The 16110-nt window shown below is 54.5% G+C and carries 14 protein-coding genes, 3 tRNA genes and 1 pseudogene; 9 read left to right on the top strand and 9 right to left on the bottom strand.

From position 1 onward, the window contains the following. Positions 1 to 56: 56 nt before the first annotated feature. Positions 57 to 1304, top strand: coding sequence for a response regulator (locus E5E97_RS14390; protein ID WP_011705738.1), 1248 nt, complete (start codon positions 57 to 59; stop codon positions 1302 to 1304). 110 nt (positions 1305 to 1414) lie between these two features. On the opposite strand, the gene E5E97_RS14385 is transcribed toward E5E97_RS14390, so the two are convergent. Continuing rightward, positions 1415 to 1885, bottom strand: coding sequence for a glycine zipper 2TM domain-containing protein (locus tag E5E97_RS14385; RefSeq protein WP_016350454.1), 471 nt, complete (start codon positions 1883 to 1885; stop codon positions 1415 to 1417). Between the two features lie 19 nt (positions 1886 to 1904). On the opposite strand from E5E97_RS14385, the gene aat reads away from it, so the two are divergent. From aat to infA, 3 genes are all read left to right on the top strand, one after another. Beyond that, complete coding sequence (gene aat, locus E5E97_RS14380; RefSeq protein WP_029303253.1) at positions 1905 to 2612, top strand: leucyl/phenylalanyl-tRNA--protein transferase; 708 nt, start codon at positions 1905 to 1907, stop codon at positions 2610 to 2612. After that, positions 2609 to 3325, top strand: a complete 717-nt coding sequence (locus E5E97_RS14375; RefSeq protein ID WP_011705735.1) for an arginyltransferase — start codon at positions 2609 to 2611, stop codon at positions 3323 to 3325. The genes aat and E5E97_RS14375 overlap by 4 nt, the downstream gene beginning before the upstream one ends. 69 nt (positions 3326 to 3394) lie before the next feature. After that, on the top strand, positions 3395 to 3613 hold the full coding sequence (infA, locus tag E5E97_RS14370; protein ID WP_005300033.1) for a translation initiation factor IF-1: 219 nt from the start codon (positions 3395 to 3397) through the stop codon (positions 3611 to 3613). Positions 3614 to 3682: 69 nt separating this feature from the next. Here the strand turns inward: infA and clpA are convergent, their stop codons facing one another. After that, positions 3683 to 5935, bottom strand: a complete 2253-nt coding sequence (clpA, locus tag E5E97_RS14365) for an ATP-dependent Clp protease ATP-binding subunit ClpA (protein ID WP_118881399.1) — start codon at positions 5933 to 5935, stop codon at positions 3683 to 3685. Between the two features lie 59 nt (positions 5936 to 5994). Then, positions 5995 to 6312 (bottom strand): ATP-dependent Clp protease adapter ClpS, encoded by a 318-nt coding sequence (gene clpS / locus E5E97_RS14360; protein WP_005300028.1) that lies wholly within the window; start codon positions 6310 to 6312, stop codon positions 5995 to 5997. A 228-nt stretch (positions 6313 to 6540) separates the two neighbouring features. On the opposite strand from clpS, the gene cspD reads away from it, so the two are divergent. Next, positions 6541 to 6759, top strand: a complete 219-nt coding sequence (cspD, locus tag E5E97_RS14355; RefSeq protein WP_005300025.1) for a cold shock-like protein CspD — start codon at positions 6541 to 6543, stop codon at positions 6757 to 6759. A gap of 107 nt (positions 6760 to 6866) precedes the next feature. Here the strand turns inward: cspD and folD are convergent, their stop codons facing one another. After that, a complete protein-coding gene (gene folD, locus E5E97_RS14350) occupies positions 6867 to 7730 on the bottom strand; it encodes a bifunctional methylenetetrahydrofolate dehydrogenase/methenyltetrahydrofolate cyclohydrolase FolD (RefSeq protein ID WP_118881400.1) in 864 nt (287 codons plus the stop codon). A 203-nt stretch (positions 7731 to 7933) separates the two neighbouring features. Here folD and E5E97_RS14345 point away from each other — a divergent pair. The 4 genes and pseudogenes from E5E97_RS14345 to E5E97_RS14330 form a co-directional block, all read left to right on the top strand. Further along, a tRNA-Pro gene (locus E5E97_RS14345) sits at positions 7934 to 8010 on the top strand. A gap of 36 nt (positions 8011 to 8046) precedes the next feature. Continuing rightward, positions 8047 to 8123, top strand: a tRNA-Arg gene (locus E5E97_RS14340). Positions 8124 to 8172: 49 nt separating this feature from the next. Next, positions 8173 to 8248 (top strand) — tRNA-His (locus E5E97_RS14335). Positions 8249 to 8434: 186 nt separating this feature from the next. Continuing rightward, positions 8435 to 8599 (top strand): annotated as a pseudogene (locus E5E97_RS14330) (IS481 family transposase); the annotation flags it as partial. Positions 8600 to 8673: 74 nt separating this feature from the next. Here the strand turns inward: E5E97_RS14330 and E5E97_RS14325 are convergent. The 5 genes from E5E97_RS14325 to E5E97_RS14305 form a co-directional block, all read right to left on the bottom strand. Beyond that, entirely contained in the window at positions 8674 to 9465 is a 792-nt protein-coding gene (locus E5E97_RS14325; protein WP_162901962.1) for a hypothetical protein, read from the bottom strand. A gap of 3 nt (positions 9466 to 9468) precedes the next feature. Beyond that, positions 9469 to 12027 (bottom strand): N-acetylglucosaminidase, encoded by a 2559-nt coding sequence (locus E5E97_RS14320; RefSeq protein ID WP_118881401.1) that lies wholly within the window; start codon positions 12025 to 12027, stop codon positions 9469 to 9471. Positions 12028 to 12036: 9 nt separating this feature from the next. After that, the gene (gene tssI, locus E5E97_RS14315) at positions 12037 to 14082 is read right to left on the bottom strand and encodes a type VI secretion system tip protein TssI/VgrG (protein WP_171280461.1); all 2046 of its coding nucleotides are present in this window, start codon (positions 14080 to 14082) and stop codon (positions 12037 to 12039) included. 10 nt (positions 14083 to 14092) lie between these two features. After that, the gene (locus E5E97_RS14310; protein ID WP_017411057.1) at positions 14093 to 14380 is read right to left on the bottom strand and encodes a type VI secretion system PAAR protein; all 288 of its coding nucleotides are present in this window, start codon (positions 14378 to 14380) and stop codon (positions 14093 to 14095) included. 257 nt (positions 14381 to 14637) lie between these two features. Beyond that, entirely contained in the window at positions 14638 to 16068 is a 1431-nt protein-coding gene (locus tag E5E97_RS14305) for a VasL domain-containing protein (RefSeq protein WP_118881403.1), read from the bottom strand. Positions 16069 to 16110 lie beyond the last annotated feature (42 nt).

Here is a 16110-nt window from a genome sequence, read left to right as displayed (position 1 = left end):
CACAAGGGATATAAAAGGCATGCCGCGAGGCATGCCTTTTTACTTTAAGGAGCCGGATGAAACAGAAAATATTGATAGTCGAGGACAGTCTGACCATTCGACGGATGCTGATCCAGGCCATTGCCCAGCAAACCGGGCTGGAGATCGATGCATTCGATACCCTGGAGGGTGCCCGACACTGTCGGGGAGAAGAGTACGTGGTGGCGCTGGTGGATCTGACCCTGCCGGATGCCCCCAGCGGGGAGGCAGTCAAGGTGTTGCTGGAGCGGGGCTTGCCGGTGGTGATCCTCACTGCCGATATCAGCGAGGAGAAGCGCGCTGCCTGGCTGGAGGCAGGGGTGCTGGACTATGTGATGAAGGATTCACGCCACTCCCTGCAATACGCCGTCAGCCTGGTTCATCGCCTCTACCTCAACCAACGCATCGAAGTACTGGTGGTCGATGATTCACGCACCTCCCGCCACCGCACCATGGCCCAGCTGCGCAAGCAACTGCTGCAGGTGCATGAGGCGAGCCACGCCCGCGAGGCCCTGGCCCAGCTCGAACAGAACCCGGCCATTCGGCTGGTACTGGTCGACTACTACATGCCAGAAATTGACGGGATCAGCCTGGTGCGCATGCTGCGCGAGCGTTACAGCAAGCAGCAGCTCGCCATCATCGGCATCTCGGTATCGGACAAGCGCGGCCTCTCCGCCCGTTACCTCAAGCAGGGCGCCAACGACTTCCTCAACCAGCCGTTCGAACCGGAAGAGCTGCAATGCCGGGTCAGCCATAACCTGGAAGCGCTGGAGCAGTTCAACAGCATCCAGGAGTCGGCCAATCGCGACTACCTGACCGGGCTCTACAACCGGCGCTACTGGTTCAATGAAGGACAGAAATGGTTCGAGGAGCACCAGCGTCAGGAGACGCCGCTTGCGCTGTGCGTGCTCGATGTGGATCACTTCAAGCAGGTCAACGATCACTGGGGCCATGCCATCGGCGATCAGCTGCTCTGCCACCTCACCCGGCTGCTCACCCAGTTCTTCCCAGATGCCATGATCGCCCGTTTTGGTGGCGAAGAGTTTGCACTGATGGTGCCCCACTGCACCGTGCCGGTGCTGCTCAAACGGCTGGAGGGGCTGCGCCAGCAGATGCGCCAGCAACCGCTGTCCAGGGAGACGCCGCTGTTTGTACGCGCCAGTTTCGGGGTGATCAAAGTCGGGCGCGGTTCCATGGACGAGGCACTGAGCGAGGCGGATCGCCTGCTCTATCAGGCAAAGAACACCGGCCGTGACAAGATAGTGTCGCAGGACTCATCGGCCTGACGTTACCTCGCCAGATGTTCTCCGTGTAGTACCCGCCCGACAGCTTGCCCAGCCGGCAGCGTGTCGGGTCACTTCTCCCCCCTTGATGACCGCCTGAGCCAGCGCCTGCTTCAATAGGTCTTGTCGACCCGCACGCCATCGTCGAAATAGAGGATGCGCACCTTGTCGCCGTTCATGAACACCATGGCCGGATCGTAATCCTGAATGACGTTCACCAGCCCGTTTTGCTCGTTGCGAATAAGCAGCTCTACCAGCTTGTTCTCCACCACGCTGCCGCCCGATTGATACTGCTGCGCCGCGGCCGCCCCCGCCAATGCGCCGACCGCAGTAGCGATTTCACGGCCATGACCGCCACCAAACTGGTTGCCAAGCAGACCGCCCAGGACGGCGCCCCCCAGGGTTTTCCAGCCGGAGTGTTCTGATTCCAGAATCTGGCGCTGGGTGATGTTGCGCACCGTCTCGACCTGGCCAAACACCACCTGATTCACGGGTCTTGCCGTATTGCGCTCGTAGACCTGCGCCCAGGCGGGCGCAGTGACAAAGCAAAACAAGCTGGATACTATCAGGATAATGGCCTTCATCTATGAACCTCGTTACCTTATGTCTCGCTATCTTACCCAATTGGATGATGAGCTGTGCTGGTTTCCCGACCCCGAGCATGCCCTGGAGGAACCCAACGGCCTGCTGGCGATCGGAGGGGATCTCTCTCCGGCCCGCCTGCTGGCAGCTTACCACAAGGGGATCTTCCCGTGGAATGAACCCCACCAGCCGCTGCTGTGGTGGTCACCGGATCCCAGAGGCGTCATCCGGCCGGAACAGCTGCACATCGGTCGCACCCTCCGTAAATTTATCCGTGGTACCTCATTCGATATTTCCATCGATCGCGCCTTTAATGAGGTTATAGCGGCCTGCGCCGCGCCCCGTCGCAGTGCCAGTGGAACCTGGATTAGCACACCCATGATCGACGCCTATCGACAATTGCACCGCCTTGGCCATGCCCACTCCATCGAGATCTGGCAGGAGGGCCAGTTGCAAGCCGGCCTCTATGGCCTCTCCCTCGGCCGGGTGTTCTGCGGCGAGTCCATGTTCAGTCGTATCGACAACGGTGCCAAACTGGCCATGGTGGCCCTCTGCCGGCACTTCGCCCGCCATGATGGCGCCTTGATCGATTGCCAGATGCAGAACGATTTTTTGGCCACCCTGGGAATAGAAGAGTGGCCGAGACGCCAATTTTTGACGACGCTGGCACAACTGAGCCGACAACCGCTGGCGGCCAATTGCTGGCAAACGGGGAGCATTCTGTTATGACCGAAGAAGTGATCCTCAAGGTAGGACTGACCCCGAAGCACCAATGCAGCTATCTGGGTCATGAGCAGGAGCAATTGCTGGTGTTGATGGATCACAGCCTGCTCAATGCCAGCGGCTACGAACGCCTGCTGACGGCCGGCTTTCGGCGCAGCGGCAACGACATCTATCGTCCCCACTGCCCGGCCTGCAATGCCTGCCAGTCCCTGCGCATCCACAGCGAGCGCTTCGTGCCGAGCCGCAGCCAGAAGCGGATCCGCCAGCTCAATCAGGATATCGAACTGGTACTCAGCTACGACGACAAGCCAGAGTACTACCAGCTCTATGAACGCTACATTCGCGAACGCCATCATGACGGCAGCATGTATCCCCCCAGCCGTACCCAGTACAAGGGCTTCCTGCACTGTGACTGGATGCCGCCCCTCTATCTGGAAATGCGCAAGGATAACCGGCTGATCGGGGTCGCAACCACGGATCTGCTGCCCCATTCCCTCAGCGCCATGTACACCTTTTTCGACCCTGCCCATGCGGATCGTTCCCTCGGTACCTTCGCCATTCTGAGCCAGTTGGAACTGGCCAGAAGAACCGGCCGCAGCTGGCTATATCTGGGCTATCTGGTGGAGGAGTGCCGCAAGATGAATTACAAGCGCCAGTATCTGCCCCATGAACGGTTGATACAGGGGGAATGGAAAAATATCGACAGCAAGCCCGAGTAAACTTTACACATAGCCTTAAATCCGGCATGATCCAGCGGATTTTTTGTTGTGGCTTATCAAGAGGATTCAATGGCTAAAGAAGACAGTATTGAGATGCAGGGCACTATTCTCGAAACCCTGCCCAATACCATGTTCCGTGTGGAACTGGAGAATGGTCACGTGGTTATCGCTCATATTTCCGGCAAGATGCGCAAAAACTACATCCGTATCCTGACTGGGGACAAAGTAACGGTAGCTCTGACTCCGTACGATCTCTCCAAGGGACGTATTGTTTTCCGCTCTCGCTAAGCCAGGAATTCAGCAAAAAACCCCAACCTTCCGGTTGGGGTTTTTTGTGGTTTTCCAACAGCGTTAAGCTTAGTGGGAAACAGCTTCAACATTGACCTGATAGTCAAAGCTGAGGCTGTCATTTATCAACTCAACCTTCACTACCCCCCCATCGACCAAGGATCCGAACAGGATCTCATTGGCAAGGGGTTTCTTGAGGTGTTCCTGGATGACCCGTCCCATGGGTCTCGCTCCCATGGCCCTGTCATATCCCTTCTCGGCCAACCAGTGACGGACACCCTCGGACACTTCAAGAGACACGCCCTTGGCATCCAGTTGTACCTGCAACTCGACGATGAACTTGTCGACCACCTGATGTATCACCGTCATATCCAGATGATTGAACCAGATGGTGTGATCGAGCCGGTTGCGAAACTCCGGGCTGAACGTCTTGTTGATCACCGCCATGGCATCGTGGCTCATATCCTGTTGCTGGAAGCCGATGGATTTGCGCTGGGTCTCCTGCACGCCGGCGTTGGTGGTCATCACCAGGATCACGTTGCGAAAATCCGCCTTGCGCCCGTTGTTGTCGGTCAGGGTGCCGTTGTCCATCACCTGCAGCAGCAGGTTGAACACATCCGGGTGAGCCTTTTCGATCTCGTCCAGCAATACCACTGAGTGCGGATGCTTGAGCACCGAATCGGTCAGGAGTCCCCCCTGCTCAAAGCCCACATAGCCGGGAGGTGCCCCGATCAGGCGGGAGACGGTGTGGCGCTCCATGTACTCCGACATATCAAAGCGCAGCACCTCGACGCCGAGCGCCTTGCCCAACTGCTGAGTGACCTCGGTCTTGCCAACCCCGGTCGGGCCGGCAAACAGGAAGCAACCCACGGGGCGACGCTCATTACCCAAACCAGAACGTGACAAGCGAATGGAATCGGTCAGCACCTCAATGGCCTTGTCCTGACCAAATACCACCATCTTGAGGTTGCGCTCCAGATTCTTCAGCACTTCCTTGTCGGAAGACGAGACTGATTTCTCCGGAATGCGGGCAATCTTGGCCACAATGGCTTCGATCTCCTGCACATTGATCACTTTCTTGCGCTTGCTCGCCGGCAGCAGCCGTTGCCCGGCGCCGGCTTCGTCGATCACGTCGATCGCCTTGTCAGGCAGATGGCGATCATTGATGTACTTGGCAGAGAGCTCCACCGCGGCGCGGATGGCCTTGACGGTATAACGTACCCCGTGGTGAGCCTCATAGCGGCTCTTGAGCCCCATCAGGATGCGGGTGGTATCATCCACGCTGGGCTCGACGATATCGATCTTCTGGAAACGACGCGCCAGAGCACGGTCCTTCTCAAAGATCTGGGAGTATTCCTGATAGGTGGTGGAGCCGACACAGCGCAGCAAGCCATTGGAGAGCAGCGGCTTGATGAGATTGGCCGCATCCAGCTGACCACCGGAGGCAGCACCAGCCCCTATGATGGTGTGGATCTCGTCGATGAACAGGATCGCCCCTTCCTGGCGCTCGATCTGCTTGAGCAGCACCTTGAGGCGCTTCTCGAAATCACCGCGATATTTGGTCCCCGCCAGCAGCGAGCCCATGTCCAGGGAATAAATGGTGCTGCCCGCAATCACCTCGGGCACATCACCCTTGACGATACGATAGGCCAGCCCTTCGGCGATGGCCGTCTTGCCCACCCCGGCTTCACCAACCAGCAAGGGATTGTTCTTGCGACGGCGGCAGAGCACCTGGATGGTACGATTGAGCTCCTGATCCCGCCCGATAAGCGGATCGATACGCCCTTCCAGCACCAGCTGATTGAGGTTGGTGGCAAAGCTTTCTATCTGGGCGGCAGACACATCGTCGTCGGACTCGGCATTGTTGCTGCTGTTGTCCGGCTTGCTGTCTTTGCGCACGCCATGGGAGAGGAAATTGACCACATCCAGTCGGCTGATCTCGGCCTTTTTCAGGAAGTAAGCGGCCTGGGACTCCTGCTCGCTGAAAATGGCAACCAGCACATTGGCACCACTGACTTCCGTGTTGCCCGATGATTGAACATGGAACACGGCGCGTTGCAGCACCCGCTGGAAGCCCAGTGTGGGCTGGGTTTCACGATCTTCATCGTCACGGGGAATAAGCGGGGTTGTTTGACTGATGAATGCGCTGATCTCTTTGCGCATCAGCTCCACGTCAGCACCACAAGAACTCAGCGCCTCATGGGCTGAGCTGTTATCCAGCAGGGCTAACAACAGGTGCTCGACAGTCATGAATTCGTGGCGCTCGTCACGGGCCAGTTTGAAAGCCTCGTTCAGCGTCTTTTCTAGATCTTTATTCAACATAGGCACCTCCCCTAGTACAGCAACAATGTGGTGTCGTCATCGCCATCAAGTCATCAGATTCAAGCCTTTTCCATGGTACACAGCAGTGGATGTTCGTTGTTACGTGCATAGGTGTTGACCTGGACCACTTTGGTTTCGGCAATCTCGGCGGTGAACGTGCCACAGACTCCCTTACCACTATAATGCACGCTCAGCATCACCTGAGTGGCCTTGTCCAAATCCATACCAAAGAACTTTTGCAGCACCTCCACCACGAACTCCATCGGTGTGTAGTCGTCATTGTTCAGGACGACCTTGTACATGGGTGGCGGTTGCAGCTTGGTTTTCTCTGCTTCTGCAATCTCTTCATTAGCAAAGAGTTCTTTCTGCTTGCTCATAATCGCGCTTTGGTACCTCTAGATTACTACCGCCTAACACAAGATTGTCAATAGACTTGTTAACCAGATCACATCAGTTGTTAACAACTCCTTGACTCGCTCAAAAGTTAGACTAGATTGGTTACTTGCTAATCGGCGCCCGTCTGCTATGGGCTATGTTACTAGTTATAAAGGGCTGGCGCAGGTTACTCAACGACTTCAAGGTAATCAATAAAAGGATGTAGATGTATGGCAACCGGAACAGTCAAGTGGTTTAACAACGCAAAAGGATTTGGGTTTATCTGTCCGGAAGGAGGTGGTGAAGATATCTTCGCCCACTACTCCACGATACAAATGGAAGGCTACAAGACGTTGAAAGCAGGTCAAGCAGTCAACTTTGAACTGCAGCAGGGGCCGAAAGGCAATCACGCCTCTGTCATTGTGCCAAACGAAGCACAGAACATGTAAGAGTCGAACTGGATAAATAAAAAAACCGGCAAGCCGCAAGGTTGCCGGTTTTTTTATTGCTGCAATTTACAGGAGAAGTTCGTTCCCCCGAGCAGACTAGAAAGAGATCATTGTGCGCTGTCGTGATAGTCCTGACAGGCGCTCAGGGTATTTTCCATCAGGCTGGCAACCGTCATGGGGCCAACCCCGCCCGGTACAGGCGTGATGAAGGAGGCATGATTGCGCGCGGTCTCAAACTCCACGTCACCGACCAAAGAGCCGTCCGCCAACCGGTTGATCCCCACGTCTATCACCAGTGCCCCCGGTTTAACCCACTCACCCGGAATGAAATTGGGTTTGCCAACCGCCACCACCAGCAGGTCGGCACGGCGAACCTGCTCTTCCAGATCCTGAGTGAAACGGTGGCAGGTGGTGGTAGTACAACCTGCCAGCAGCAGCTCCAGCGTCATCGGCCGGCCGACGATGTTGGATGCCCCGACTACTACCGCATGCAGACCATGCGTTTTTACACCGGTCGCTTCAATCAGCGTCATGATGCCTTTGGGCGTACAGGGGCGCAGTGCCGGAATACGCTGTGCCAGCCGACCCACGTTGTAAGGATGGAAACCATCCACGTCCTTGTCGGGGCGAATACGCTCCAATACCTGGGTCGTATCGCAGTGAGCCGGCAAGGGGAGCTGCACCAGAATACCGTCAACGTCTGCGTCTTCATTCAGCTTATCGATCAGTGCCAGCAACTCTTCCTGGCTCGCCATCGCGTCCAGATCGTAAGAGCGGGAGATAAAACCCACCTCTTCACAGGCGCGCCGCTTGCTGCCGACATAGACCTGCGAGGCAGGATCTACCCCGACCAGGATGACCGCCAAGCCCGGCGCCCGTTTTCCTTGTGCCAACCGCTGTTGGACTTGCGCTGCGACCTGATTGCGAATCGTTTGCGCAACCTGTTTTCCATCAATGATTTTGGCAGACATCGTTCTTCACTCACCATGTGTTCAACTGCCGCGCATTGTCGCATTTTTTTGCCACGGGTGTTAGCGGCTCTCGCATGGAGGGCAATAAGTAGGCATTTGAATTCATTGGTGGAAAAATTCGTTGACGCTGGCTTTCCCGCTTGGGTATGATGCCGGCCCGTTGCCCAGTACAGCCGCTGTCGCTAAGCTGGAGACGAGATTCTCGGTGATTAGCGCAGCCCGGTAGCGCATCTGGTTTGGGACCAGAGGGTCAAAGGTTCGAATCCTTTATCACCGACCAGGTTTTTCGGCATGCCGCCAGGCTTGTCGAGGCAATGCGCCCTTAGCTCAGTCGGATAGAGCAACGGCCTTCTAAGCCGTGGGTCGCAGGTTCGAATCCTGCAGGGCGCGCCATTGATAACATGCATCTCCCCGATGCAGACATTGATGGGTATCTTCAGTGGTGGCTGTAGCTCAGTTGGTAGAGTCCCGGATTGTGATTCCGGTTGTCGTGGGTTCGAGCCCCATCAGCCACCCCATTATCTCCTTTCAGAAAACATTCAATCCTATCTGTTTAAATCCGGTAGACATAAACCGCCCCTCCAATGCTCTGCCCGTTGCTGAAAAAATGCCCGTAACGGGTCGCACAGGGGACACTCTAAAATGCATCCGCATTGGTGCTGGCGGTTGCCAGCAACCCGTCTCGGACCTTATGAGATCAAAGGAGAACAACTTGGCATAAGTCGGTGGGGCTGATGTAGTCAAACCTGGACAGCTATTTGGAACAGCGGCCACATTAGGGCAGGGTGATGGAGGGACAAATCCCCTACAGCATGTTCAAGAAGGGTCTGAAATTGATACTGAAGGAAGTGCGCTCTAAAGTAGCGTAAACAAGACACCGGTTTGAGGCCGGTGTCAGGTGATAACTAGATCTGTACAGAATATAAATACTAGTTAAAATTTTTTACATTGGATTGATAGATATCTCTATTTCATTGACTACTTCAGAACCAAAAAACTTCATCATGTAGTTATCACGTATATATGTAAAAGCATCATCTTTCTTAGACGCAGGTACACCATATACTTTTATGACATCAAGCATTTTGCTTCCCACATAGATCCCTCTACTACTAAACCCCACATCTTTCTTAAGAGTGACTTTAGTTATTCTATAATCATCAAAGTCTCTTTTTAATTTATTATAGTCAAGATTTGATGACTCTATATATATGAAACCAAAGTCATGAGGATAAAATTTATAATCTACGCCATCAATATTTTTAAATACATCGGCAAAACCATTTCCACTATACATTTCGGTGAATCCATTAAAAGCTCCTATAACTTCACTGTAATCACCACCAACTTTTATATCATAACCATTAAAGTGTATAGCAAAATCGCTTTTTTTAACATTTAAATCCTCAGGTGATTTTTCTTTTTTGGTGATACGGGTTGAATCAACCCATCCTGTATGAACCTCACCTTTCCGGTCTAGATAACCAACATATTGAAATCCATTATACGATGCATATGAAATTGCCTTGTCGCCATTAATTATGAATTTTTTTGACTTACACTCATCAAGAGGCATGTCATAAAAAAAAGTGCGACCTTTCGATGTCACGATAATGTTAGATACATCGTAAAAAACCCCACTACTTTTCTGTACTTCATTGAACTTTACACTCTCACATGCCGCCTGAAGACTAAAAGAAAAAAAGAAAGCGAAGACATAAATAACACTTTTCATTAATCATTCCTCATAAACCGGAATATCGACATGTAAAATGGCATTAGGGAAAACATCAAATCTTTTCTTCATGTTAGGTATTTGATGCTTAGCCCAAAGAACATCACTGGCATACTGATGCTCGCCCGGTGAAGCTGGATTCCAACGCATTTTATAAAGCGTATTCTGTTTATATTTATGGTGATTAACAAAGTTATCAGATATCCATTTAGCTCCACCATCTATTGCTTTATCAATTGAATTCCATCCATTTTTATATGCATATTCAGTACCTAATGCAGGCTTGTCATCTCTAACGTTAATACCATACATATTATAAACCTTAACCCCATTAAAATCTTTTCCACGTGCAAAACTTGATGTCCCCCGACCAGTTTCTAGTGATGCATGAGAAACTAGATACACTTCACTGACATTATACTTTTTAGCTGCAGAGATAAAAATAGAACCTTTACCCTCTAAGACTCCTTGCCCTAACAAAAACTTATTAAGCTCATCCTCTGAAACTTCTGAGTATTTTGATAGATCAAGAAATTGATAGATAGTATTTTTAGTCAGGTCATCGTCTGGTGTTAGATGGAGCAATACCTCATCTCGACTTGCCAGTTTATTATTTCCCACTTTAGGTGCGTACTTAGAAGGTATTGCCATCTGTTTGTCTAATGCTTTCCCAATGACATAGTTATATTTTGTATAATGTACAACAAATCTATCTTTTTTCTTTCCATATATGGCCATTGGATATATATGCCAAATATCCTTACCAAGCTTTAGCTTCGCAGCACTCTGCATCCACTCCAGCTTATCGATACGCTGTTTCTCGTGATCCACCAAGATGTCAAAATCAGGCAAGCCAATCTTGGTCATCAGTTTATCTAGCCACAGATAACTGCTGGCTGATGATTTTTCATACCATTCGCTGGGATGCTTGACGATTAGTTTGTGAAGTTTTTCTGCATTGTTGCTGTTTTGCAAGGCCGCCTGTATTTCTTCACTGCTAAGCTCACCACTCTTATCAGTATCGAAACTCTTTACCAATTCGGTAAAGAAGGTGGGGGGTGCATCGGGATCCAGATAGCCATCGGAGCCTGAACCATCGATCTTTTTAAAACCAATCTTCAGCCAGTCATGCTGGCTCAACAGTTCGACTTGCTCTTTCTTGACATACTTTCCTGACGATACGCTGAGCCACTCCTGCTTGGCAGCGTCTTTTTCAAGCTTGGGTGATTCAACCAGTTCTTCCTGGCTTTTGTCAGCAGTCGCTGCCCAGAGATCTTTACCATCCTGCTTTTTCTTTTCGTATAAGACGAGTTCCGCCGGGACCTTGGCATAGGTAGCACCACCTTTTGTTCCCGCCTTGTTGGCCAGCACATCGTCAAGACGAAGATCCTGGGTGAAGACTTCAAGATGGACTTGATGCTTGCTCTTTTTGCCTCCAATCAGAGAGCCTGGCGTTTCCACCAGGCCGAGATAGCCTATAGTCTCACCCGCGGCGATAGCTACGGGAGATGGCAACACATAGAGTTCGCCGAGATGGGAAGGTGTACGCACATTTACCTTGATAAACTCATCTTCGACGCACACCCAGGCCATGCCGCAACTACCCGCAGCACCATCTGCATTCGGTGTCACATATTCGCATCTGGCCATCTTACGTGCTTTGTCACCCACCCAATGGAATTCGAGTCGGTGGGCATCATACTTCACTTTTGTTCCTGCAGGCAGAGCAACGCTTCGGTCTCCCGCCATCAGACGACCTGTAGGCCCATTGAGAACAGGATCCGCACGACCAACCATATTCGTCAGCAGCTCGGCATCTATTTGGTCAAATAGCCAGGTTGGCACATTGGGCTTGATAACGATCACCGCATCCGGGCTATTGGCGATCCAGACCGAACTCCCTTGACTGACCACAACACCGGCCTTCTCGGCCTCTTTCATCTGGGTATTGGATAGCTGGCTCTTGATCGTCACCTTGATGAAATCATACTCCTTGCCCCCAACGATCCCCTTTTGAGGAGGCGTGTTACTGTCCATTTCCAGTTCGGTATCTTTAGGTAGCGTGAAGCGCGGCAAAGCGGCATCAACACGCTGCTGCTCAGCATCGGGATTGGCATGGGGAATGGAGTTGCGCGCATTCCACCCCTTCTTCAATATCAGCTTCTCGGTACTTTGGTACTGATCCCAAGGCAGCAGATGCATATAAAGCGAGTAGAAGGTGAACTCATTTTTCGCCTTGGTCTCTGTATTGATTTCACAATATTCGTGCTGTACCAAGCAGAAGCAGTTGGAATAACGCAGGGACTCCCCCTGAAATTCAGAGGTCAGGTAATCCTTCATCATCCGGAATGCCACCACCTTGCCATCGGCCATGGCTCTGACAGGATACTTATCCTTGCACCAAGGAGCACTCTTGTCGCTGATATGAATGCCACCGTGCCATTTGTTGTGGTTGCCAAGAAGATAGTGACCCGATTGCTCGCCATTGATCAGCGCCGTCAGCGCCTTGACGTCCTTGAACTCTTCCCCTGTGGCAGTGAGGATGGGAAATGCAAACTTCATGCTGTTTCCTTATTCAGAAAAGAGGTAGAACGCGCCAGGCTTCTCTTCTTTCAAGAGCGCCTCCATCGCCTTCTCGGTGGGAATGGCCTTGATGAGTTCAACCAGTTCGGGAGCCTTGACAACTTCTACTCCCTTGGGCACCACGGGGGCCTTGCCACCCCAGCCAGAGCCTGAACCTGCGCTGCCGCCGGCATTGAGCTTGATCGCAGGCCCGACCAGCTTGATGCCGCTAGGATCCACTTTGACAAAGCTGCCGCCTCCCTTGAGGGTGATCTCGGAACCAGCCTCCAGCACCAGCTTGTCGCCCACCTTGATATGCACTTCCTGACCGGCTTCCACCAACAGGGACTGCCCCAACTTCTGGTGCAGGCTGGCATCCACCGTCAGCGAGTAGTCAGCTTTTATCTGGTCGCGCTTCTCACCCTCCACCGTCAGGTGGTCGTTGGCCTTGATGCGGGTCACCCGCTCGTTGTCGATGTCGGTATGCTGGTCGTGTTTGATATGCCAGGCGGCATCATTTTCGATAAGCACGTTCAGGTTTTTCTGACCGTGGATGTAAATCTCTTCCTGCCCCGCCTGGTCCTCAAAGCGCAGCTCGTTGAAGCCCTCCCCCTGATGGGTTTCGGTGCGCAGCACGGTGCGGGTCTTGTTGGCCGGCAACTCGTACGGCGGCCGGTTGGTGGCGTGGTAGATGCGGCCGGTCACGATGGGCTGGTCGGGGTCCCCTTCCAGAAAGCTCACGATGACCTCGTGGCCGATGCGCGGGATGGCCATCATGCCGTACTGACCGCCGGCCCAACCCTGGGATACTCGCACCCAGCAGGAGCTCTGGTCGTTGCTCGAGCCGTAACGGTCCCACGGGAACTGCAGCTTCACCCGGCCATGTTCGTCGCAGTAAATCTCCTCCCCGTCAGGGCCCACCACCATGGCGATTTGTGGTCCATCCACCATCGGCTTGTGAGGGGCCTCCGGACTGCCGATGCGCGCCCGCCAGGTGGTGCTGGCCTTCACTACACCAAATTCGTTGTGATAGACGGTGGGGCCGCTGCCGCCTTCTTCTTCCAAGGCCTGGGGTTGTTCACCGGTGTGACGGATACGCACGATTTGCCAGTCGGTGTTGAGGCTGCCGTTGGGATGTTCAGTGAGTGAAAACGTCTGGCCCGGCAGCAACGCGGCGCAGTTGGACTTAGCCTGGCCCACCACTGCGTCATTGCGCAGCGCATCCAGCCGATGTTGGGCAAAGGCCTTGCCGCTGCCATCCTGCTTGTAGCGGCCCGGATAGTCGAAGTGCTGGTAGGTATCGCGCTGATGTTCGAGCTCTGCGCCCTGCTTTTTGTGGGAGAGGCCGTAAGCCGGGGTCTTGAAGCTGTAGTCTTTGAGCTCCACATCTGAGGGGCGCACTGCCTCGCGGTAGTGAAACTGGCGGACGTAGGGCCCCTGCTCCAGTGAATGGTTGCCGAGGTTGAAGAAGAGCTCGGGGCCTTGAGTCAATGCCGCCGCGTCATCGGCAAACACGATGCGGTGCTTGCCCGCTTCAAACTCGTGGAAGTAGAACATCCCCTCTTCGGCGGCGAGGCGGTTCACGAAATCGAGGTCGGTCTCGCGATACTGAACGCAGTACTCCCGCTTGGCGTGCTCATTTTTCAGGGCAAACGCATAGTCGGTGATGCCGTGCTCTTGCAGCAAGATTGAGAGGATTTCGTCGGGCTTTTGTGCCTGGAAGATGCGGGCGTTCTGGCGCAAAGAGAGCCGCCACAGGGCCGGCTGTACCATGAGCTGATAGCGGGTCCGGCGAAAGCCGCTGTCACCTTGCGCGAAGTCACTGACCACTCCGCACACCCGGCGCTGCAGTTCGCCGTTGTACCACATCAGCAGCTCGCACGGCTGGTCCAGCACGGCGCCAAAGTCGATGTCGGGCTGGGCACTCGCCAGCTCCAGGCGCAAGTTGAATGGCCGGTTCAACGCTTCATCCAACGCAAATTCGGCCACCACGAAGGTACTCTCGGGCAGGGCCCCCACCTTGACGGTAAATTGTAATCCTGTGCTGTCTGCCATGAAGCCCTCCTTAACCTGCCTGTCCGCTGCCTGAGCCAATCACCACACCGCCGCAGCCGACGGCGGTACCGGTCACGGCGATGGGCTTGCCGTTGACCAGTACAGAGCCGACGCCGCCCGAGATGCTGCGCGGATGGGGTGGATTGTTGGGTTTGTCGTGGGGGGCCAGCGGATCACCCTGGCGGGCCACCGGTTTGCCATCGAGGAACACATCCGGGCTGGCAGCAATCACGGGGGATGGGTGGAAACCATCGTGGTCGGTGCCGATGTCACCGAGCAATGCAATAGAAGGGCACATCTGGATTCTCCGTGGGGCAACCATGGTGCAAGCGCAGTCTGGTGCAGAGACAGTTGGAACGGCGACCCAGCAGCCTCCATGCCATGGCTAAGTCGTCCACAATCACATTAAAAATCAGTCAATTACGATTCAAGCTCGCGGCATCTGACCAATCTGCTGCAATCCATTGCGCAAGACAGGGCAAGTTTCCCGGCAAACCTTGCCTTGCCAGTCAAACTCACCACAGCTTGCGCAATTTTTTGCTCATGACAGCACTTTCAGCTACCAGAAGCGCCCTGCTGCAGCTGATAGAGGCGGATATTGAGCGCTTTCAGATCATTTTCCAGACTCTTCAGCTCGGCAGCCGTGATGGGCTCCTGGGAGGCTTTTCTCGCCTCCAGTTCACCGAGGCGCAGACTGAACGGGATGTTCTGCATCAGGTTCTTCTGCACTTCGTAGAGCTGGGATTTGAGGTAGGAGATGGTCACCGTCTTGCGCTGGCGCTCCAGCTCCAGCAGCTGATCGAGCAGGGCATCCACCCCGGCGCGGGCATCCAGGTAGGTGGGCACGCTGATGACATCCCCCTGCTGGCTACCAAGCTGCGCCTGCCACTGCTTGTCCAGCGCCTTGACCGCCAGCGAGTCGGGATAGAGCATCAAGAGTGAGTTGCGCAGCCCCTCGCCGTAGCGATACCAGTAGAGCGGCGACGTCTGCTCAAGCCGGGTCAACTGGTTCTGGTAGCGGGCCACCAGATCGCTCTCCATGCTCTGCAGGGTCTGCTCCCCTAGCACTATGCGTGCCTGGCGAATGTCGTCATAACTGAGTGCTCGCGGCAGCTCGGTGGCCGGCTGCACCAGACGCTGGGCCGCCACGGTTTTCTCCTGCTGCTGATGTTGCCAGCCAAGCCAGCCCATGACCGGCAGGGCGCAGCTGAGCAGACCGCAGCCAAACCAGAACCAGGCGGGCCGCTGCTTGCGGTGCTGTTCAATCTTGAGCACGGTCGGCTTCATCTGCCCCTTCTCGCGCCCCACCAGAATGCTGCCCTGAGGCAGGTGCGGGGTCGCCGCCCCGGCAGAGGCGCCGTGGTCGCTCTCCATGTCGGATTTGAAGAACACCATGGGCGGGATCTGCAGATCCTCCTTGAGACCGGGCTCATCGGAGACGATGACGATCTCGGTCTCATCGAACAGATGGGTGTAGCCCTCGATGAAGTGCACCAGATTCTCGACCCGGGGAATGCGGCTTAAGCCCGCGTTGTGCAGCTTCTCGCTGATGAGTTGCAGAGCCCGCTCGCAACGGTAGATCAGCCGCTTGTCTTCGTGGCTGATCTGGTACTGGCGAATGACATCGCTGATGCGGGCGATGAACCAGTCCAGCATCTCGATGCGGGCCCGCTCCTGATGCACCGGCGGCCAGAAACTCTCCCACTGGGTCACGATCAGGTTGGCGAGAAACTCGCAGCCTTCGGTGAAGCCGCTCAGCCCCTGCAAGCGAGAGCGCGCCAGGGTGAAGTAGATGGCAGTCTGCAGATCCACCCCGTGCTTTTCGAAGATAAGGCTGGCGAGCTGATGGATCTTGCGCCAGTCCACCTCGGGGCGTGAGGCATGGCTGAGCTTGTTGATCTCGGCCCGCAGCGCCTCGTATTCCGGCAGCATCCTGGGATCGCGCCCCACTTTCAGCGCCTGCTGACCTTGTTGATTCTGTGACATATCGGCTTCCAAAATGCGGGGGGCACTGGGTCCCCCCGACAT

The sequence above is a fragment of the Aeromonas sp. 2692-1 genome (genome assembly GCF_013085505.1).
Taxonomy (GTDB): domain Bacteria; phylum Pseudomonadota; class Gammaproteobacteria; order Enterobacterales; family Aeromonadaceae; genus Aeromonas; species Aeromonas hydrophila.
This window is presented reverse-complemented; position numbering and strand designations above follow the sequence as displayed.